This window comes from Pseudomonas entomophila, assembly GCF_013523125.1.
In the GTDB taxonomy this organism is placed as follows: Bacteria; Pseudomonadota; Gammaproteobacteria; order Pseudomonadales; family Pseudomonadaceae; genus Aquipseudomonas; species Aquipseudomonas entomophila_B.
This window is the reverse complement of sequence record NZ_JAAMQJ010000003.1, coordinates 104,030-121,932: the sequence shown is the minus strand read 5'-3', so window position 1 is coordinate 121,932 and position 17,903 is coordinate 104,030. Positions and strand designations below refer to the sequence as shown.

21 protein-coding genes and 1 tRNA gene are annotated in these 17,903 nt (G+C 64.4%); 6 read left to right on the top strand and 16 right to left on the bottom strand.

Annotation, left to right across the window (positions count from 1 at the left end):
- Positions 1-8 precede the first annotated feature (8 nt).
- The 3 genes from G7007_RS03135 to G7007_RS03125 all read left to right on the top strand — a co-directional run bounded on the left by G7007_RS03135 (position 9) and on the right by G7007_RS03125 (position 1,510).
- Positions 9-93: transfer RNA gene (locus G7007_RS03135), tRNA-Leu, on the top strand.
- Between the two features lie 293 nt (positions 94-386).
- On the top strand, positions 387-917 hold the full coding sequence (locus tag G7007_RS03130) for an ImmA/IrrE family metallo-endopeptidase (protein WP_181098983.1): 531 nt from the start codon (positions 387-389) through the stop codon (positions 915-917).
- Positions 917-1,510: a hypothetical protein gene (locus tag G7007_RS03125; RefSeq protein ID WP_181098982.1), complete on the top strand. Its 594-nt coding sequence runs from the start codon at positions 917-919 to the stop codon at positions 1,508-1,510. Before G7007_RS03130 ends, G7007_RS03125 begins: the two co-directional genes overlap by 1 nt.
- A 261-nt stretch (positions 1,511-1,771) precedes the next feature.
- Here the strand turns inward: G7007_RS03125 and G7007_RS03120 are convergent, their stop codons facing one another.
- From G7007_RS03120 to G7007_RS03095, 6 genes are all read right to left on the bottom strand, one after another.
- The gene (locus tag G7007_RS03120) at positions 1,772-2,152 is read right to left on the bottom strand and encodes a hypothetical protein (protein WP_181098981.1); all 381 of its coding nucleotides are present in this window, start codon (positions 2,150-2,152) and stop codon (positions 1,772-1,774) included.
- A 128-nt stretch (positions 2,153-2,280) separates the two neighbouring features.
- The gene (locus G7007_RS03115; RefSeq protein WP_181098980.1) at positions 2,281-3,030 is read right to left on the bottom strand and encodes a hypothetical protein; all 750 of its coding nucleotides are present in this window, start codon (positions 3,028-3,030) and stop codon (positions 2,281-2,283) included.
- 49 nt (positions 3,031-3,079) lie between these two features.
- Positions 3,080-3,883, bottom strand: coding sequence for a matrixin family metalloprotease (locus G7007_RS03110; RefSeq protein WP_181098979.1), 804 nt, complete (start codon positions 3,881-3,883; stop codon positions 3,080-3,082).
- Between the two features lie 97 nt (positions 3,884-3,980).
- The gene (locus G7007_RS03105) at positions 3,981-4,709 is read right to left on the bottom strand and encodes a CatB-related O-acetyltransferase (RefSeq protein WP_181098978.1); all 729 of its coding nucleotides are present in this window, start codon (positions 4,707-4,709) and stop codon (positions 3,981-3,983) included.
- 100 nt (positions 4,710-4,809) lie between these two features.
- Positions 4,810-5,292, bottom strand: coding sequence for a thiol-disulfide oxidoreductase DCC family protein (locus G7007_RS03100; RefSeq protein ID WP_181098977.1), 483 nt, complete (start codon positions 5,290-5,292; stop codon positions 4,810-4,812).
- Positions 5,293-5,456: 164 nt separating this feature from the next.
- On the bottom strand, positions 5,457-6,521 hold the full coding sequence (locus tag G7007_RS03095; RefSeq protein ID WP_181098976.1) for a diguanylate cyclase: 1,065 nt from the start codon (positions 6,519-6,521) through the stop codon (positions 5,457-5,459).
- A 284-nt stretch (positions 6,522-6,805) separates the two neighbouring features.
- Between G7007_RS03095 and G7007_RS03090 the strand changes: the two genes are divergently transcribed.
- Positions 6,806-7,735, top strand: coding sequence for a bestrophin family protein (locus G7007_RS03090; protein WP_219858928.1), 930 nt, complete (start codon positions 6,806-6,808; stop codon positions 7,733-7,735).
- Here the strand turns inward: G7007_RS03090 and phnE are convergent.
- Genes phnE through G7007_RS03070 form a run of 4 tightly spaced genes read right to left on the bottom strand, consistent with a single transcriptional unit; the run spans position 7,698 to position 10,928 of the window.
- Entirely contained in the window at positions 7,698-8,465 is a 768-nt protein-coding gene (gene phnE, locus G7007_RS03085) for a phosphonate ABC transporter, permease protein PhnE (RefSeq protein ID WP_181098974.1), read from the bottom strand. The genes G7007_RS03090 and phnE overlap by 38 nt on opposite strands.
- Complete coding sequence (locus G7007_RS03080) at positions 8,462-9,289, bottom strand: PhnE/PtxC family ABC transporter permease (protein ID WP_181098973.1); 828 nt, start codon at positions 9,287-9,289, stop codon at positions 8,462-8,464. The genes phnE and G7007_RS03080 overlap by 4 nt, the downstream gene beginning before the upstream one ends.
- Entirely contained in the window at positions 9,283-10,077 is a 795-nt protein-coding gene (locus G7007_RS03075; protein ID WP_181098972.1) for a phosphonate ABC transporter ATP-binding protein, read from the bottom strand. The genes G7007_RS03080 and G7007_RS03075 overlap by 7 nt, the downstream gene beginning before the upstream one ends.
- The gene (locus G7007_RS03070; protein WP_181098971.1) at positions 10,074-10,928 is read right to left on the bottom strand and encodes a putative selenate ABC transporter substrate-binding protein; all 855 of its coding nucleotides are present in this window, start codon (positions 10,926-10,928) and stop codon (positions 10,074-10,076) included. Before G7007_RS03070 ends, G7007_RS03075 begins: the two co-directional genes overlap by 4 nt.
- Before the next feature lie 234 nt (positions 10,929-11,162).
- Here G7007_RS03070 and selD point away from each other — a divergent pair, with 234 nt between their 5' ends.
- Both selD and mnmH read left to right on the top strand, forming a co-directional pair.
- Positions 11,163-12,197 (top strand): selenide, water dikinase SelD, encoded by a 1,035-nt coding sequence (gene selD, locus G7007_RS03065; RefSeq protein ID WP_181098970.1) that lies wholly within the window; start codon positions 11,163-11,165, stop codon positions 12,195-12,197.
- The gene (gene mnmH / locus G7007_RS03060) at positions 12,197-13,312 is read left to right on the top strand and encodes a tRNA 2-selenouridine(34) synthase MnmH (protein WP_181098969.1); all 1,116 of its coding nucleotides are present in this window, start codon (positions 12,197-12,199) and stop codon (positions 13,310-13,312) included. The genes selD and mnmH overlap by 1 nt, the downstream gene beginning before the upstream one ends.
- 48 nt (positions 13,313-13,360) lie before the next feature.
- Here the strand turns inward: mnmH and G7007_RS03055 are convergent, their stop codons facing one another.
- The 6 genes from G7007_RS03055 to G7007_RS03030 all read right to left on the bottom strand — a co-directional run bounded on the left by G7007_RS03055 (position 13,361) and on the right by G7007_RS03030 (position 17,900).
- Complete coding sequence (locus tag G7007_RS03055) at positions 13,361-13,897, bottom strand: hypothetical protein (RefSeq protein WP_181098968.1); 537 nt, start codon at positions 13,895-13,897, stop codon at positions 13,361-13,363.
- Positions 13,898-13,975: 78 nt separating this feature from the next.
- Positions 13,976-14,359 carry a YkgJ family cysteine cluster protein gene (locus G7007_RS03050; protein ID WP_060392641.1) on the bottom strand — a complete coding sequence of 128 codons (384 nt, stop codon included), beginning with the start codon at positions 14,357-14,359 and terminating at the stop codon, positions 13,976-13,978.
- Positions 14,360-14,598: 239 nt separating this feature from the next.
- Complete coding sequence (gene alaC, locus G7007_RS03045; RefSeq protein WP_181098967.1) at positions 14,599-15,807, bottom strand: alanine transaminase; 1,209 nt, start codon at positions 15,805-15,807, stop codon at positions 14,599-14,601.
- A 238-nt stretch (positions 15,808-16,045) separates the two neighbouring features.
- Positions 16,046-16,933 (bottom strand): heme o synthase, encoded by an 888-nt coding sequence (cyoE, locus tag G7007_RS03040; RefSeq protein ID WP_060392639.1) that lies wholly within the window; start codon positions 16,931-16,933, stop codon positions 16,046-16,048.
- An 11-nt stretch (positions 16,934-16,944) separates the two neighbouring features.
- On the bottom strand, positions 16,945-17,277 hold the full coding sequence (gene cyoD / locus G7007_RS03035) for a cytochrome o ubiquinol oxidase subunit IV (RefSeq protein WP_181092951.1): 333 nt from the start codon (positions 17,275-17,277) through the stop codon (positions 16,945-16,947).
- A complete protein-coding gene (locus tag G7007_RS03030; RefSeq protein ID WP_181092952.1) occupies positions 17,277-17,900 on the bottom strand; it encodes a cytochrome o ubiquinol oxidase subunit III in 624 nt (207 codons plus the stop codon). Before G7007_RS03030 ends, cyoD begins: the two co-directional genes overlap by 1 nt.
- Positions 17,901-17,903 lie beyond the last annotated feature (3 nt).

Sequence of the window (17,903 nt, the reverse complement as noted above, 5' to 3'; positions counted from 1 at the left end):
CCCCACAAGCCCTGATGGCGGAATTGGTAGACGCGGCGGATTCAAAATCCGTTTTCGAAAGGAGTGGGAGTTCGAGTCTCCCTCGGGGCACCAAGATCCAGAAAAAACCGACCTGATGGTCGGTTTTTTTGTGCCTGCCGCTTTTAGGATGCGATGGCATAGGCTTTACCGGATCTTTCCTACCTATGCGTCAGACGGTCCCGGCAGCGCCAGCGCCCCATTTGCATAAAAAATGTCTTTGGGGCAGATTGCATAGCGTCCTTGATGCTTTTGCTACCCAATGATCGCAACGTCTCGGCAGGTACCTGCTCGCTTCTTGGCCTCGACAGTACAGCATTCAAACCTCTGCATGTGGCGCTCGTTTCATCGATCAGGAGGCAGGAACCATGTCAGTACAGAAAGCCGCCTCCAAGGCGGGCAAGATCCTCGACATGTGTTGGGATGGAAGACTTCCAGTCAACCCAAAGGCGCTGGCGGAAAACTTGCTCGTTAGGGATTATGGGCGAGCGAACGGGGGAAAAATTCCTGTTGTCGTCAAGGCACGATCGTCACAGCATCTAGAAGGTGCTAGCGGGCAAGCCCGTCTTCGCCACGATGACGAAGACGGTTGGTACTACCTGTGCGAGTTCAACCGTGACGAAATCAGTTATCGCACGCGCTTCACCCTTGCGCATGAATTAGGGCACGTCGTGCTAGGCCATGTGACCGATGAACGCTCACCTAAGCGCGACACGACCTTTGCCAACGACGATCCAGACGAACGCTATGCCAATGCGTTTGCCGCTGCCCTACTCATGCCTGAAAAGTTCGTCCGCAAACTGTACAGGTCTGCGCGAGACATTCAACAGCTGGCAGAGGCCTTTGGTGTATCCACTGCAGCGATGCGTTTCAGGTTGAAGAATCTAGGGATTATCTAATGCGCGATGAGGCAGATAATGACCTTGCCATAAAGGATGATCTGGCCGGCCTTTCTGGAAACAGGTGCTCTCACTCTATCGCTGATCGACTGGCCAATGAAGAAATCGAAAAAGACCGGCTGGGGCGGAAGATGGCAATCGTTTTCGCCACGGTCATGGGCGTATTGTGTATCGTCTGTATCGGCTTCGCTTTGTGGACTGGCTACCGCTTTCTTTCAACGTTCGATGATGCCCTCTATCAAGAAACCGTATCCCGACACGCCCGCACATTGATTGACGCCCCTGGGCTCGTGCAGGCCGATCCAAACAAAAATGTCCGTGAAGCGCTATCCAGCGCGGCGTCTATTGACATGCTTGCGTCAGGGAGAAATGAAGCGCCCCTCTCCAGCATAACCTTGCTTTCGCCTCTGATCCCGGCCACCTTTTCTTCAGCATTAGGCCTTCTGATTCTGGTCACGCTTGCCCGATTCATCTCCAACTTCGTTCTTTCGGACAAACACAACCCGCCGAAAGATCAAGAGTATGGTGCCCTTGCCGTATTGATCAAAGAGATTGGGGCCGTTGTCCATACGCTACGAGGAAAAGACAAGTGAATGCATGCCGTTTGGCACCTGCGCAACATTCACTACCTTTCCTTCACTAGGAAACGCACAAGAACCGATCACCACCTGTGTCATGCAGTCATCGGCGAGCCCGTTTCGTAGCCCTGCAAGCTCGACATTACTCCTGTCATTTCAGGACTACCTTAGACAACCGACAGACATGCTGAAGCATGCTTTTTCTTCCTTTGATCTCAGCCTGCTTTCGTCAAATTCGCTCGACCTCGACATCAGAGCTCGCTTTCAGGTGCTTATCTAACCACTCACCCCCGGACACATCACCCGCGCAATCTCATCGAACGTCCGATCCTGGCTCGCCCGCTCGGCCGCGCTCAGGAACCCCTGCTGCTTGACGAACCCGGCGCTCTGCTGGCGAATCGCATCCACCTGCTTCCACAACACGTCCGCCTGCTCGTGGGTCAAGCGTTGTGCCCGGCGCAGGTTGCCGATGTCGGCCTGCAGGATGTTGGCGCGCATCGTGATATGCGCGTGGCGTGGGTCGGAGAGCTCGCCGCCGGGTTGGCCGGCGATCTGGCGCTGCTGGGCCAGGTCGCAGCTGGGCAGGTCAGGCTGAGGGCCGGCGGCCAGCGCGCCGAGGCTGATCGAGGTCAGGAGGGCAGCGATCACACACTTCATGGGAAGCTCCAACGGTTGAGGTCGCACGGGGACGACGGGGGCATGCCAGCTATGAGTGGACCGCTGGCACTTCGTTCCTGGCATGAAGGGTCAGCCAGCCGGCTCATGCCTGCCCTTTCGTGCCTTGATCAGCGCAGCCCATCAAGCGGCACGAAGATCCAGCCTTCACGGGGGTCGATACTCGCGTCAGGCTGTGCCAGCCGGTCCGGCGCATGGCGGAAGGTCCAGCCGATCAGGGCGCAGGTCAGGGCATCGTCGATGTCCTGATGCACCGGCAGCGCCTCGGTATGCGTTGCCTCACGCGCTGTTCGAAACGGCGCCCTCAGCGTCTCGATGTACGCCGAACGCTTGCAGGCCGACGGGTAGGCCTCGATCGCGGTGAGGCCCTGGCCATCGGTCCAGACGCCGCAGCGTTCCACCTGGGCTGCGTAGCGGGCCAGAAAGTGCAGGCCTTTGGTGGCCTGGCTGCCGATCATGTCCTTGAGCGGTGACAACGGTGACAGCCCGCGCTGGAACAGGAAGTGCTCGGTCTTGCGGTGCAGGTACGGGTTGCTGGACGACGCGCCAAGGGTGTCGACGGCACGCCCGTGGACCACCAGGCCGATGAAAGGCGTCGAAAACCCCAGGGGCGTGTCGATGGCGAACAGCAGCGTGGGCCGTTCGCCGATCGCGGTCTCGACCTGGCACAAGTCGAGCACTGCCTCGACCAATTCGGCGCCGGTCGTGGCATCGTTGAATACGGCCCTGAGATTGCCACGCCAGGGCTTGCCGAGGGGCCGTCGCTGGTCGTCGAGCAGCACCAGCGCATCCCGGCTGCTGGGGTTCTTGTCGCAATTCCAACCGCCTACATCCCACCCCACGAACACCATCGCGCTCATCTGAATCCTCGTCCGCTCGAACAGGCCTGCCGGTTCGACCGCGCACGCGCTAGATCATCACGACCCGCTTGGGCTGTTCCCTGAGCGTATGGAACGGGCTGACCAGGCGAATCGGGGTGCCGTTGATCTGGGTCAGGCGACCGTTCCAGGCGTCTTCGTACAGCTGCTTGAGGTCCTGGCGGTCATCGTCGGTCAGCTGGCTGTCCGGGCCGTAGTTCATGATCGACACGGCGTTCTGCGCGCCGTAGGGCGTCGAAGGGAAATCGGCTTCGCGCTGCGGGGCGAACCAGTGGCGCAGGCCGAACACATGGCCCAGTTCGTGGGCGAGCGTCTCGATCTGCTCGGCTTCGTCCTGCCTGAACAGGGTCGGGTAGATGACCAGGTCATGCCGACCGGGATCGGGGAAGAACGCGCTGGCCAGCACGCAGCCACCGCTATCGTCGCAGCGCTCGACGGCCTGCACCACGACCTGGAAGTCCCAGGCGTCGTCGTCGCGGGCGAAACGCACCGGGACTGCCTCGCTCCAGGCGCGCAACGCCTTGCAGAACAGCGCCTCGATGGCGGCCTTGACTGCCTCGGGGTCCTCGAACGGCAACAGCGACTGCTCGCGAAAGCGCCAGCGCAGGATCGAACCTTCGCTCCACAACGGGATGAAGCCCTGGGTGGCGTCGAGTTGCAGCTCGGCGATGTTGCGCACGCCGCCGCGGGACTCGGTGTCGCAGATGATCGAGCTGTGCGGCCCGTAGCGGTGCACGTTCGAGTGCGCCGTGTCGGGCGTGGTGTGGGACTTGAGACGGAAGGGGTCTGCCGTCACGGGCTCGTCGGGCGGCTGCTTGGGGATTCTGGGCGCCATGGTCGCTTACCTGCGTCGAGGGGGATGCTTGAAACCCTAGTCGAGCAGGCGCCGAGCGCAAGGCAGCCCGGGCAGAGGTCGTCCGCCCTGCCTTGTGTCATCCCGCTCGACGCGCGCGCTGCTCGGCATAGGCGAAGAACGCCTGCAGGTCCGGCACCGACAGCAGGGGCGCGATCGACAGCACCTCCTCGTGAGGCCAGGTCCACCAGGCCAACGCCAGCAGGCGCTGGCGGATGTCTTCGGGGAAGCGGTAGCCGATGACCTTGGCTGGCACGCCGCCGACGATCGCGTAGGGCGGCACGTCTCGGGTCACGACCGCGCCCGTGGCGACCACGGCGCCGTCGCCGACGGTCACGCCGGACAGGATCGTCGCGGCGGTGCAGACCCAGACATCGTTGCCGATCACCACATCGCCCGTGGGCGGGGTCGGGTCGGGCATGTCCAGGGACAGGAAGGCGTGGAACGGGTACGAGGTGACCGAGTCGATGCGGTGATTGCCGCCCAGCAGGATACGCGAGGTGCCCGCCAGCGAGGTGTAGGCGCCGACCCTCAGGGTCTGCCCGGCGCGGTAGTCCTGCACCGTCGGCGTACCGTAGGAGCCACGCCCCATGCTGTAGCGGGGATAGCGGGCGAGGAACTCGGCGCGGCCCCGATCAACCTTGGACAGCCCCTTGATGCCCTTTTTCAGCACCTTGTGGAAGCGTTTCTTGGCGGCCGACGGCCCCAGCAGTCGGCGCGTCAGGCGGACCTGCCAGGCGGTGCGCGCGGCGGTCAGGACCTGATCGACCGGATCGTCGACTGGAGAGGGGGTGGTGTTCTGGTTCATGTATCGATCTCTTCGGCTCAGCGTTCCCTGCCCGACGGCAGGGTGTCGATACTAAACGGCCTGGTCTGGCTTGTCCTGTATCCGCACGCGGCGGCACGCTTCAGTCAGGGACTCGCCTGCCCGCGGGTGCTTGCCTGTCGGCACTCAGAAAGCGCTCTTGATCCCGTGCGTCCGGCACCTGGCAGCGCTCGTGCCGGCCAAACCAGCGGTAACGGTGTCGCGCCACGAGGTCATAGACCGCATCGCGCACGGCCTTGGGCACGCACTGAAACACCCTCAGCCAATGCCAGCGCCTGGACAACTGCGGGACGAGTTCGAAGAACGCATCGGAGCGCACCCAGACCTGATCGTCGCGAATGACGGCCACGGTATTGAAATGCTGTTGGGGCAGCCCAGCCCAGGCCAGCAATGACTGACCCTCGGGTGACTGCACGGTGGCCAGGCGCAGGCGTGCCTGGGGATCGTTGCGCAGCAGGAACCGCACGACACCGTTGCAGAGGTTGCAGACCCCGTCGTACAGCACGACGGTTTCACCGGGTCGAAGCAGGGGCGCGGGGGTCGGTCGTCGTTCGGGCACGGGCATCGCGACGGTCTCCAATGGCGGGGCGAGCTGCAAGCTGCAAGCTGCAAGCTGCAAGCTACAAGCTACAAGCTACAAGCTACAAGCTACAAGCTAGCAGTTTTCGCTGACAGCTTGCGGCTTGCCACTTGCAGCTTGCAACTTGCCACTCGCCGCTCAGGCCGCGCTCAACCCGCCGCCTGCTGCGGCTGCCCCGGGGCCGTCATCACGATCCGATTACGTCCAGCGTCCTTGGCCTCGTACAGCGCCATGTCCGCAGCGTGCAGCCAGGCGTCGGCGCTGCTCAGGCGGGGGTCGAACGGCGCGACACCGATGCTCAGGCTCAGGCGCAGGCCGGGCAGCTGCGGGTCTTGCCAGGCTTCGACGGCCTGGCGCAGGCGCTCGAGCACCTCGATGGCGTCGCGGGGCGTCACGTCGGGCAGCATCACGCAGAACTCGTCACCGCCATAGCGGGCGGCCGGGTCGCTCTTGCGCAGCTGTCCGGTGAGCGCGGTGCTGATGACCTTGAGCACTTCATCGCCCACCAGGTGCCCGTAGCGGTCATTGACCGTCTTGAAATGGTCGATGTCGATCAGGGCCAGGGTGTTGACGTGGGCTGCGTCGCGACAGCGTTGGAATTCCAGGCGCAACAGCGCTTTCCAGGCGCCATGGTTGATCAGCCCGGTCAGGCTGTCGGTCTTGCTCAAGTGCGTCAGGGTGCGCTTGTGTGCGCTGAGCTGGGTGGTGATGCGGTAGCAGACCAGGCCGACCGCCATCGGGTAGATCAGCAGGATCGGTAGGCAGGCGAGCATCTGCTGCTGGGTGGTCTCCGGGAACAGCGGCGGCGCATAGAGCCACAGGACCGTCGCGATGCCCACGCCCTGCGCCAGCAGCACCTTGACCAGCATGTGTACGCCACCGGCCGCGATCTTGTCCATGGCGATCATCGACAGGATGATCACGCTCGGCAACGGGTTCAGGCCCATGGCGCCGGCCCAGCAGCCGCCGAGCAGGCCGTCGCAGACCAGGTTGCGCTGCTCGGCGCGAAACGGCTGGGTGGAGCGACGCGCCAGCTGGTAGGCCAGGTGTGGCCAGAGGAAGCCGTGGGCCAGCAACAGCCCCCATAGCCACGGCGCGGGCTGTTGCGGCAACAGGCCAATCATCACGCAGAAGAACCCCAGCCCCGTGCCGAGGGCGCGGGGCACGTACATGCGTTTGACAAAGGAAAGGCCCTTGCCTGTTCGTTCGTTCATCGAGGTTCACCGAATTGTGAGCTGTCCATGGCTACTGCACCGGACAGTCGGCAAGGCAGGCTTGCGGCTCGGCGGTAACATTATTGTGCCACCATTGAAATGCGGAGTTCAAACCTCCCGGACGAGGGACGCCGGAAGCCTTCGCCAGGCATGGCGCCCTTCACCCCAACATTCAGCGAGCAGGCCGTCTAGCACGCGCCGCACGTCGGTATGGCGCGAACCTTGTCCTCTCGGCAACGTCCGAAGCTGATCCGACGCTGCGCGAGACATTTCCTGTGAAAGACATGCTGATCCACAAGTACCGCCTGGTGGTGAAGACGATCGGCTACATCGGCTGGTCGCTGTTCTGGCTGCTGATCTGGGACATCCTGGTCACCATCGACTTCATGCTGTTCTTCGACAGCAAGTTCTCCCTGCCGCTGATTCCGCTGACGCTGCTCGGCTCGGCCCTGGTGGTGCTGGTCAGCTTTCGCAACAGCAGCGCCTACAACCGCTGGTGGGAAGCGCGCACGCTGTGGGGCGCCCTGGTGAACAGCTCGCGCAGTTTCGCGCGCCAGGTGCTGACGCTGATCGACAACGACGCAGACGGCACCAACCCGGTCAAGGCGACCCTGCTGCGTCGGCACGTGGCCTACGTCAACTGTCTGGCCGCGCACCTGCGTCGCGAGCCCTGCCCCCCTGAACTGGTGGCCTTCATTCCGCCCGCGGAATTCGATCGCCGCAACAGCTCGAACAACTTTGCCAACGACATTCTCAGCGGCTCGGCCACGCTACTGGCCAAGGAGTACCAGGCAGGCCGGGTGGACAGTATTCGCCTGGCGCGCCTGGAGTCGACGCTGGTCGACCTGTCCAATGCCCAGGGTGGCATGGAGCGCATCGCCAACACGCCCCTGCCCTACCCGTACGTGTACTTCCCACGGCTGTTCATCAGCCTGTTCTGCCTGATCGTGCCGGTCGGCCTGGTGGAGTCCCTGGGTTGGTTCACGCCGCTGGCCTCCACGGTGGTGGGCTTCATGCTGCTGGCCATCGAGCGGATCGGCACCGACCTGCAGAGTCCATTCCGCGCCAGCGAGCATCAGATCCCGATGGACACCATCTGCGAGACCATCGAGCGCAACCTCGAATCGATGCAGCGCGAAGCCCAGCACGTGGACATGGCGGAGCAGGCGCCGGTCCTCACGCCCGAACGTACCGCTGACGCAACCAGCCACTGAAGGCATCGACCAGCACCACCAGCGCCAGCATGGCCAGGATCACCGTGCTGGCCTGGGCTTCCTGGAACAGGCTCAAGGTGGTGTAGAGCATCTGCCCCAGCCCACCGGCACCGACGAAGCCCAGCACGCTGGCCATGCGGATGTTGTTCTCCCAGCGGTACAGGCTGTAGGCCAGCCATTGCGGCCAGAGGTTGGGCAAGGTGCCATAGCAGAACGCCACGAGCTGCCCACCGCCCTGCTGGCGAATGGCCCGGGCCGGCTCGACCGGGGCGTTCTCCAGCGACTCGGCGAACAGCCGCCCGAGCACGCCCGCCGTGTGCAGCGCCAGGGCCAGGGTGCCGGCATTCGGTCCCAACCCGGCCGCCAGCACGGTCAACGCCGCCCAGACCAGTTCGGGGATGGCGCGCAAGGCGTTGAGCAGCAGGCGCGCCGCGCCCTGCAGGGGCCAACCGAAGCGTCCCGCCGCCGGCAGCGCCAGCAGCACGCCGATGATCACGGCCAGCAGCGTGCCGAGCCCGGACATGGCCAAGGTCTCCAAGGCGCCGTGGGCGACAGCGCGCAGTGCGGCGGCCGAAAGGTCCGGGTGGGCAAAGCGCCCCGCGTAATCGGCCATCTGGCCCAGGCCCCCGTCGCCGATCAGCGCCGGCAGGTCCAGGCCCAGATAGCCGAACGACGCCAGCATCGCGGCCAGGATCGCCACCAGCAGCAGCCCATTGATCACCCGGCTCATGTCAGCCTCCGACGCAGCAACCGGCTCAAGCCGTCGGCCAGCATCACCAGCACGAGGAACGCCAACAGCATGCTGGCCACCTGCGCACCGTCGAACATGCGCATCGACAGGTCGATCTGCTGGCCCAGTCCACCGGCACCGACGAAGCCCATGACCACTGAGGCGCGCACCGCGCATTCCCAGCGATAGACCGTGTAGGACACCAGCTCGGCCATGGCGCTGGGCAGGATGCCGTAGCAGAAGGCGACCAGGCGGCCGCTGCCTGCCTGCAGCAGGGCATGGGCCGGGCGCTGGTCGACCGACTCGAAGATTTCGGCGTAGACCTTGCCGAGCATGCCGCTGTAGGTGATGGCGATGGCCAGCACCCCGGCCGTCGGCCCCAGCCCTACGGCGCGCACGAACAACAGCGCCCAGACGATCTCCGGCACGCTGCGCAGGAAGATCAGCAGCCCGCGCACTGGCCAGCGTGCCAGCTGCGCCAACAACATGGGCCGGCCGCCGCGGGAGGCCGCGCTCAACGACAGGGCACGGCTGGCCAGCAGGCTGGCGGGAATGGCCGGCACCAGCGCCAGGCACAGCCCGGCCGTGGCGACGGCCAGTGTCTGCACGGTGGCGTCGAGCAACAGCGTCAGGAACTCCGAATCATGGGCCGGTGGCCAGAAGGCGCCGACGAATACGGCCATCTGCTGACGGTTGTCGGCCTGCCACAACACGGCCGGGTTCAACTCGCTCAGGTGCACCCCGGGCCATAGCACCAGCAGGGCCACCGCTATCAGCAACAGGCGCGGCAATGCCGCGGGATCACGCGGGTTGGCCGTCAGCATCGTGGCATCTGCACGCCTGGCGTGGGGCCCGAACGCAGCGGCGAGGTCAGCTGTTCATTGGCGTACAACCCTTCCAGCAACGCATCGGTGACGGCGCCGGCCGGGCAGTCGAACGCTACCTGCCCGGCGCGGATACCGACGATGCGCGGAAAATGCGCCACGGCCAGGTCGACCGCATGCAGGCTGGCGACCAAGGTCATGCCGTGAGCCTCGGCTTGCCGATTGAGCAGCGCCAGGCTGTGGGTGGCCAGCACCGGATCCATGGCCGAGACCGGCTCGTCGGCCAGTAACAGCGCCGGGCGTTGATACAAGGCGCGGGCGATGCCCACGCGCTGCAACTGCCCGCCCGACAGCTGGCCGCACTGGACGAACAGCTTGTCGGCCAGGCCCAGCTCGGCGAGCGCCTGGCGGGCGCCGGGGACATCGGTGGGGTACAGCAGGCTGAGCAGGCCACGCAGGCTGCTCCATTGCCCCAGGCGTCCAGCCAGGACGGCCGTGACCACCCGCTGGCGCGGCGGCAACGGCGGTGCCTGGTGCACCAGCCCGATGCGCGCGCGCAGCCGTTGCCGGGCACGGCTGGACAAGGCCCAGGGGTTTTCACCCAGCACCTCCACCTGACCTGCGCTCAAGCGCGTGGCGCTGCCCATCGCGTGCAGCAGGCTGGACTTGCCTGCACCGGACGGGCCAATGATGGCGACCCGCTCCCCCGCTTCGATGCGCAGTTCCACGCCGCGCAGGGCTTCGACCTGGCCATGGCGCAGGCCGGCCCCGCGCAGGTGGATGCTCACTTGAGCAACTCGGCGGCACGCGCGGCCTGCTCGATGCCGTCGTAGTTCTCGGGGCGCGTCTCGATGAAGCGGCTGGCCGCCTGCAGGTCCAGGATCGCCTTCTGCTCCGGCTTGGCCGGGTCGAGGGCGAGGAAGGCGGCCTTGATCTTGTCCTTGAGGGCCGGGTCCAGGCTGCCGCGTACGGTCCAGTTGTAGTCGAAGTAGGTCGGCGTGGTGGCGAACACCTTGACCTTGTCGATATCGACCTTGCCCGAGGCGACCAGCTTGTCCCAGACACTGGAGTTGAGCACCCCGGCATCGACCTTGCCGGCCTGCACCCAGGCGGCAGTGGCGTCGTGGGCGCCGGAGTAGGCGATGCGGCTGAAGTAGCCCTCAGGTTTGATGTGGTCGTGCTTGAGCATGAAGTAGCGCGGCATCAGGCTGCCCGAGGTCGAGGAGATCGAGCCGAAGGCGAAGGTCTTGCCCTTGAGGTCGGCCAGGCTGTGGACGTCGGGATTGGCGGTGATGAAGGTGCTGGTGAAGCGTGCATCCTGCTCCCGTTGGACCAGCGGCGTCACGGTCTTGTCCTTCTGGCGCACCTGGACGAAGGTGAAGCCGCCTAGCCAGGCCATGTCCAGGCGGTCAGTGGCCAGCGCCTCGACCACGGCGGGGTAGTCGCTGACCGGCACGAACTGCACCTTCATGCCCAGTTGCTGTTCGAGGTAGTCACCCAGCGGCTTGAACTTGCGCAGCAGCTCGGTCGGCGCCTCGTCGGGGATGGCGCTGACGCGCAGGGTGTCGGCAGCCTGGGCGAGCACGGCGCTGCACGCCAGCATGAAACCTGCAGCCAGCAGGAGAGGACGTTTGAACATGAAAGCTCCGAATCGAGGATGAGCGAACGAAAGAGGCGGCGCAGGCCGCGATCCCGCGGCCTTGGCATGACACTGGACGGAAAGACCGAAGAACCCGGACCGTAATGGAAAAACCACCGCGCCTGAGGCCCTGTCACCGATTGACACCCGTCGCCGCGTGTCGGCTGATTATAAGAGCCACGGGCGCAAAGGCCAGCTTTGCTACAATCGCACATCAGAACTTCAGAGGTGCGTATGAGCGAGCCGATTCGCCTGACCCAGTACAGCCACGGTGCCGGCTGCGGTTGCAAGATTTCCCCCCAGGTGCTGGACGTGATCCTTGCCGAGAGCGGCACTCAGGCCCTGGACCCCAACCTGTGGGTCGGCAATGCCTCGCGCGACGATGCCGCGGTCTATGCCCTGGACGATGAACGCGGCGTGGTCTCGACCACCGATTTCTTCATGCCGATCGTCGACGATCCGTACGACTTCGGCCGGATCGCCGCCACCAATGCCATCAGCGACATCTACGCCATGGGCGGCGACCCGCTGATGGCGATCGCCATCCTGGGATGGCCGGTCAACCTGCTGGCGCCTGAAGTCGCCCGCGAGGTGATCCGCGGCGGGCGCGCCGTGTGCGCCGAAGCGGGCATCCCGCTGGCCGGGGGGCACTCGATCGACGCCCCCGAGCCGATCTTCGGCCTGGCGGTCACCGGGGTGGTCAGCAAGCGCCACCTCAAGCGCAACGACACCGCCCGCGCCGGCTGCCGGCTGTACCTGACCAAGCCGTTGGGCATCGGCATCCTCACCACCGCCGAGAAGAAGGCCAAGCTGCGCCCCCAGGATCAGGGCCTGGCGCGGGACTGGATGTGCACGCTCAACACGCCAGGCAGCCGCTTCGGCAAGCTGGACGGCGTCCTGGCCATGACCGACGTCACCGGCTTCGGCCTGCTGGGCCACCTGGTGGAACTGGCCGAGGGCAGCGGCCTGACCGCTCACCTGCATTACGACCGGGTGCCCCGTCTGCCCAGCGTCGAGCACTACCTGGTGGAGGGCTGCATTCCGGGCGGCACCCTGCGTAACCACGCCAGCTACGGGCACAAGCTCGGCGCGCTCAGCGACGACCAGAAACACCTGCTGTGCGACCCGCAGACCAGCGGCGGCTTGCTGGTGGCAGTCGCGCCCGAGGGCGAGACCGAGTTTCTCGCGGTGGCGGCCGAACTGGGGCTGGACCTGGCGCCGATCGGCGAGCTGGTCGAGCGACAGCGTCATGCAGTCGAGGTGCTCTGATGCGCGACGACTGCACGGATTTCCGCACGCTGTTCCTGCAAGGCGCGCCGATGATGGACATGCGCGCGCCCATCGAATTCGCCAAAGGGGCCTTCCCTGGCACGGTCAACCTGCCTTTGATGACCGACAGCGAGCGCCAGCGCGTCGGTACCTGCTACAAGCAGCAAGGCCAGGCGGCGGCCATCACCCTGGGGCACCAGCTGGTCAGCGGCGAGATCAAGCAGGCGCGCCTGGACGCCTGGGCGCAGTTCGCCAAGGCCCACCCCGAGGGTTACCTGTATTGCTTCCGGGGCGGCCTGCGCTCGCAGATCGCCCAGCAGTGGCTCAAGCAGGAAGCGGGCATCGACTACCCGCGCATCGCCGGGGGCTACAAGGCTCTGCGCACGTTCCTGGTGGAAACCACCGCCGAGGCCGTGGCGCAGTGCGACTTCGTGTTGATCGGCGGTCTGACCGGCACCGGCAAGACCGATGTGCTGGCGCAGCTGGACAACGTGATCGACCTGGAAGGCCATGCCAACCACCGCGGCTCCAGCTTCGGCAAGCGTGCCACCGGGCAACCGGCGCAGATCGACTTCGAGAACGCCCTGGCGATCGATGTGCTCAGAAAGCGCGACCGCGGTATCGGCCAGTTCGTGCTCGAGGACGAAGGCCGCATCGTCGGCAGTTGCACCGTGCCGCTCGAGCTGCACCAGGGCATGCAGCACTATCCCCTGGTGTGGCTGGAGGACCGCTTCGACAACCGCGTCGAGCGCATCCTGCGCGACTACGTGATCGACCTGAGCGCCGAGTTCGTCGCACTGCATGGGCCTGAGCAGGGCCTGCCGGCGTTCGCCGAACGGCTGCAGCAGAGCATGGCGCGTATCTACAAGCGGCTTGGCGGCGAGCGTTTCCAGCGCTTGTCCGGCCTGTTGCAACAGGCGCTGGACGAGCAGTTGCGCAGCGGTTCGGTCGAGGCGCATCGGGGCTGGATCGAAGGCCTGCTCAATGAGTACTACGACCCGATGTACGCCTATCAGCGCGAGGCCAAGGCCGAGCGCATCGAGTTCATCGGCGACGCCGTACAGGTCAAGGCCTACCTGGAAGCGCGGGCGCCGCGCGACACGACGAGGCAGTGAACGGCTGCAGGTCGGGCGCCACGACGTGATGCAGATCGTGCAGGCCGGTCAGAGCACTGTCTGCACCGGTGGCATGAGCACCTGGTCGCTGTCGAAGCGCAGCGACTCGAGCTGCGTCGCCCCATAGATGAGCCCTGCGATCGCCACCAGCAGCGCCAGGTCTGGCCAGGACCAGCCGGGTACGTCCTGCCGGCCTCGCGCGGTCCAGACCTGCCAGCCCTGCCCCAGGCAGAACACGACCATGGCACTCGACCACAGGTAGAAGCCCAGGCCCAGGTGGGTCACGTCATGGAAGGCGTAGCTCTGATTGTCGGGCAGGCGCTCGATGGTGAAGCTGTTGACTGCCAGGTACAGCGCCCAAAGACCAAAGCCCAACGACAGACGTCGGTAACGGCGATGGATCAGGATGGCCAGGGCGAACAGCGGGTTGGCGAACCATTGGGTCAGTCCGAACGGCACCCCCCAGGGCCCGTAGATCAGCATCTGCACAGCAGGCATGTGCGCACCGCCACGCATGTGCGCGCCGTCGAAGCACAGGCCGACGCCCAGCAGGATCAAGGTAAAGGTCAGGTAACGCGCGGCCACGTTGGCTCTCCAGGCGATGAAGCGAACGCACCGACCTTACCTGACCTGCCACGCGCACGACAGCTACCGCGCCTGGCGTCAGGCCACGGCGATGCCGTCATCCGGCCAGTGCGGCTCGTTGGCCCCGGGCGGCGTGAGCGCTGGCAAGCCATAGGCGGCGCGTGCAGCGTCGCAGCTCGGATTGTGCTCACCGTGCTCCCACGACGCTTCGAACTCGCGACAGGTGCTGGAACGCTGGGCGTAGAGCGTGCAGGCCACCTGCTGGCCCACCTCTCCGCTCAAGGCCGTGCAGCGACAGGGCTTGCTGTCGGTACCGATCATCGCCACACGGCTCGGGCTGATCTGCACCACGGCCTCGTCAGGCACCAGCCCGCCTGCCGACACGCACTCGCCCCAGAAGAAGGACACACGGAAATACCCGCAGCAGGCGCCGCAGTTCAAGCAAGGATTGGTTTCGGACATGATGGGCAGGCTGAAAGAGGTTGGGAGTGGGCGGGTCTGCCCCGCCGCTCTTTGTAATCCAACCGCGCGTGCGTGAGAAGGGGTGCAGGAGGAAAAGTTACGAGCGGCGAGCAGCAAGCTGCAAGCGCTGCATGGCTGTGAATGCAGCGCCTAGCTTGAACACCTGCTTCGCTATCCCGCAGCCCTACAGATCCGCTTGTAGCTTGTAGCTTGCAGCTTGCAGCTCGTCGCTTCCCGCCCTACCGCGCCAACACCCCATCGGCCCGGAACATCTGCCGGATCCCGCGAATGGCCTGGCGGATGCGATCCGGGTTCTCGATCAGGGCGAAGCGTACGTGGTCATCACCATACTCGCCGAAACCGATGCCGGGCGAGACGCACACCTTGGCGTCGGCCAGCAGCTTCTTGGCGAACTCCAGCGAACCAAGATGTGCATAGTGCTCGGGAATCTTCGCCCAGACGTACATCGAGGCCTTGGGGTTCTCGACCATCCAGCCCAGTTCATGCAGCCCCTTGACCAGCAGGTTACGACGCTGGCGATACTGCTCGGCGATATCGCGCACGCACTGCTGGTCGCCTTCCAGGGCCGCGATGGCCGCCACTTGTAGGGGCGTGAAGGTGCCGTAGTCGTGGTAGCTCTTGATCCGTGCCAGGGCGCTGACCAGCTCGGGGTTGCCCACCATGAAGCCGATCCGCCAGCCGGCCATGTTGTAGCTCTTGGACAGGGTGAAGAACTCCACCGCGATGTCCTTGGCGCCCGGCACCTGCATGATCGACGGTGCCTTCCAGCCGTCGTAGACGATGTCGGCGTAGGCCAGGTCGTGGATGACCAGCACGTCGTAGCGTTTGGCGAGCGCGACCACGCGCTCGAAGAAATCCAGCTCGACGCACTGCGCGGTCGGGTTGGAGGGGAAACCGAGGATCATCATCTTCGGTTTGGGAATCGACTCGCGGATGGCCCGTTCGAGCTCATTGAAGAAATCCACCCCGGGGATCAGCGGCACGGAGCGTACCTGCGCGCCGGCGATGACCGCGCCGTAGATGTGGATCGGGTAGCTGGGGTTGGGCACCAGCACCGTGTCGCCCTGGTCGAGGGTGGCGAGCATCAGGTGCGCCAGGCCTTCCTTGGAGCCGATGGTGACGATGGCTTCGCTCTCGGGGTCGATGTCGACCTGGTAGCGATCCTGGTACCACCGCGAGATGGCGCGTCGCAGCCGCGGGATACCGCGGGACGTGGAATAGCCATGCGTGTCTTCGCGCTGCACGACCTGCACGAGTTTCTCGACGATGTGCGGCGGCGTGGCGCCATCGGGGTTGCCCATGCTCAAGTCGATGATGTCTTCGCCACGGCGGCGAGCGGCCATCTTGAGATCGGCGGTGATGTTGAAGACGTAAGGGGGGAGACGATCGATGCGCGCGAAGCGGCGCGGCGAACCTTGTTCGGCCATGATTTCCTCGAAAGACGTAAGCGCCCGGAACCGTCCGAGCGACGTTGGTCACTGCAGTGACCTGATCGAAAGATAATGCCGAATGTAAGCTTCTGTAAAGGTTAAAACCGTGTTTTTGGGATAATTTTCAGGGGCTTTTACAAGTTGACCCCGTGAACGCTCATTCTTGCTGCGCATGACCTCCCCAAACAAAAACCCCGGCACGAAGGCCGGGGTCTTTGGTCAAGCGGTTGCTGAATCAGCGAGCATAGGTCATCAGCACGTCCGTGGCGGTCTGGCTGTCCACCGACATCATCACGCTCAGGGCGGTGACGGTGAGGATGGAGAAGCCGAACACCTTGCGCGCCCACTTGCTGTCGTCCTCGGCCTTGTAGCCGCCCCAGGCCATGTACAACCAGTACAGGCCCATGGCAGCCGCGACGGCCAGGTAGCCCAGGCCGGCATAGCCGCCCAGGGTCAACATCAAGGTCGCGAGCACGAAGGCCAGCACGTACAGCACGATCTGCTTCTTGGCCGCCAAGATACCGCGCGCCACCGGCAGGACCGGAATCTTCGCCGCGCGGTAGTCGTTGAAGCGGAAGATGGCGATGGCGAAGCTGTGGGGCATCTGCCACAGGCTGAACATCACCAGCAGGGTGACGGCTGCCAGGTCGAAGCTGTTGCTCACGGCGCAGTAGCCGATCACCGGAGGCATGGCACCGGACAGGCTGCCAACCAAGGTGCCGTGCACCGAGCGACGCTTCAGCCAGAGGCTATAGAAACCGACGTAGATGACAAAGCCTGCCAATGCGCAGTAAGCCGCCAACGGGTTGGCACGCACGTACAGCAGGCTGAAGCCGACGACGCCCAGCAGCGTGGCATAGGCCAGCGCTACCGGAAGGGACATGGCGCCCTGCACCATGGCGCGGTTCTTGGTTCGTTCCATCTTCTGGTCGATGTCACGGTCGATGCAGTTGTTGAATGCACAACCGGAACCGACGACCAGGGACGTCCCCACCACCACCGCCAGGAACAGCGCGAAGTCCACATGACCCTGCGCGGCGAGGAAAAAGCCCCCCGCCACGGAAAGCACGTTACCGAAGATGATGCCCGGTTTGGTGATCTGGATAAAGTGCTTCAGGGACATGCTGTCTTACCTCACTTGGCCATCATTTCGACGTGGATGCTGAACATGATCCACAGCGACAGACCGACCAGCAGAGCGATCACCACGGTGGTGAACAGGAACGTCGTCAAGTTGTTGCGCTGCTCTTTCGAGCGGTCCATGTGCAGGAAGTAGAACAGGTGCACTACAACCTGGATGACGGCCAGCGCCACGATGACCAGTACGGTCAGGTTCTTCGGCAGGCTCGGGTACATCGCCAGGCCGAAGGGGATCGCAGTCAAGATCACCGACAGGACGAAGCCGATGACATACGACTTCACGCTACCGTGATTGCCTTCGTGATGAGTGTCGTGTGCATTGGCCATTACAGAACCCCCAGCAGGTAGACGACGGTGAAGACGCAGATCCAGACCACGTCCAGGAAGTGCCAGAACAGGCTCAGGCAGCTCATGCGGGTCTTGACGGTCGGGGTGATGCCTTTGGTGTTGATCTGGTACATCAGGATCGCCATCCAGATCAGACCCGAGGTCACGTGCAGACCGTGGGTACCCACCAGGGCGAAGAAGCCCGACAGGAAGCCGCTGCGGTTAGGACCGAAACCTTCGTTGATCAGGTGGTGGAATTCGTAGATTTCCATCCCGATGAAGCCGGCACCGAACAGGAAGGTGATGGCCAACCAGCCCAGCACACCGCTCTTGTTGCCCTTGAACATCTGCAGCATGGCGAAGCCGAAGGTGATACTCGACAACAGCAGCAGACCGGTCTCGACGGCCACGAACGGCAGTTCGAAGATGTCGTGACCCGACGGGCCGCCGGCAAAACTGCCGGACAGCACCGCGTAGGTGGCGAAGAGCGACGCAAACAGGATGCAGTCGGTCATCAGGTAGAGCCAGAAACCGAAGACGGTCATCTGGCCCGAGTCGTGGTGGTGATCATCGTGACCATGGTCGTGACCATGGTCACCAGCATTGATTACATGACTGGACATTGA

Coding starts and splice junctions, on each gene's coding strand:
- cyoD (WP_181092951.1), bottom strand. CDS start 17,277: ATGGCCAATGCACACGACACTCATCACGAAGGCAATCACGGTAGCGTG.
- G7007_RS03130 (WP_181098983.1), top strand. CDS start 387: ATGTCAGTACAGAAAGCCGCCTCCAAGGCGGGCAAGATCCTCGACATG.
- G7007_RS03120 (WP_181098981.1), bottom strand. CDS start 2,152: ATGAAGTGTGTGATCGCTGCCCTCCTGACCTCGATCAGCCTCGGCGCG.
- G7007_RS03070 (WP_181098971.1), bottom strand. CDS start 10,928: ATGTTCAAACGTCCTCTCCTGCTGGCTGCAGGTTTCATGCTGGCGTGC.
- phnE (WP_181098974.1), bottom strand. CDS start 8,465: ATGAGCCGGGTGATCAATGGGCTGCTGCTGGTGGCGATCCTGGCCGCG.
- G7007_RS03095 (WP_181098976.1), bottom strand. CDS start 6,521: ATGAACGAACGAACAGGCAAGGGCCTTTCCTTTGTCAAACGCATGTAC.
- G7007_RS03090 (WP_219858928.1), top strand. CDS start 6,806: ATGCTGATCCACAAGTACCGCCTGGTGGTGAAGACGATCGGCTACATC.
- cyoE (WP_060392639.1), bottom strand. CDS start 16,933: ATGTCCCTGAAGCACTTTATCCAGATCACCAAACCGGGCATCATCTTC.
- G7007_RS03050 (WP_060392641.1), bottom strand. CDS start 14,359: ATGTCCGAAACCAATCCTTGCTTGAACTGCGGCGCCTGCTGCGGGTAT.
- G7007_RS03115 (WP_181098980.1), bottom strand. CDS start 3,030: ATGAGCGCGATGGTGTTCGTGGGGTGGGATGTAGGCGGTTGGAATTGC.
- G7007_RS03110 (WP_181098979.1), bottom strand. CDS start 3,883: ATGGCGCCCAGAATCCCCAAGCAGCCGCCCGACGAGCCCGTGACGGCA.
- G7007_RS03030 (WP_181092952.1), bottom strand. CDS start 17,900: ATGTCCAGTCATGTAATCAATGCTGGTGACCATGGTCACGACCATGGT.
- mnmH (WP_181098969.1), top strand. CDS start 12,197: ATGCGCGACGACTGCACGGATTTCCGCACGCTGTTCCTGCAAGGCGCG.
- alaC (WP_181098967.1), bottom strand. CDS start 15,807: ATGGCCGAACAAGGTTCGCCGCGCCGCTTCGCGCGCATCGATCGTCTC.
- G7007_RS03100 (WP_181098977.1), bottom strand. CDS start 5,292: ATGCCCGTGCCCGAACGACGACCGACCCCCGCGCCCCTGCTTCGACCC.
- G7007_RS03080 (WP_181098973.1), bottom strand. CDS start 9,289: ATGCTGACGGCCAACCCGCGTGATCCCGCGGCATTGCCGCGCCTGTTG.
- G7007_RS03105 (WP_181098978.1), bottom strand. CDS start 4,709: ATGAACCAGAACACCACCCCCTCTCCAGTCGACGATCCGGTCGATCAG.
- G7007_RS03125 (WP_181098982.1), top strand. CDS start 917: ATGCGCGATGAGGCAGATAATGACCTTGCCATAAAGGATGATCTGGCC.
- selD (WP_181098970.1), top strand. CDS start 11,163: ATGAGCGAGCCGATTCGCCTGACCCAGTACAGCCACGGTGCCGGCTGC.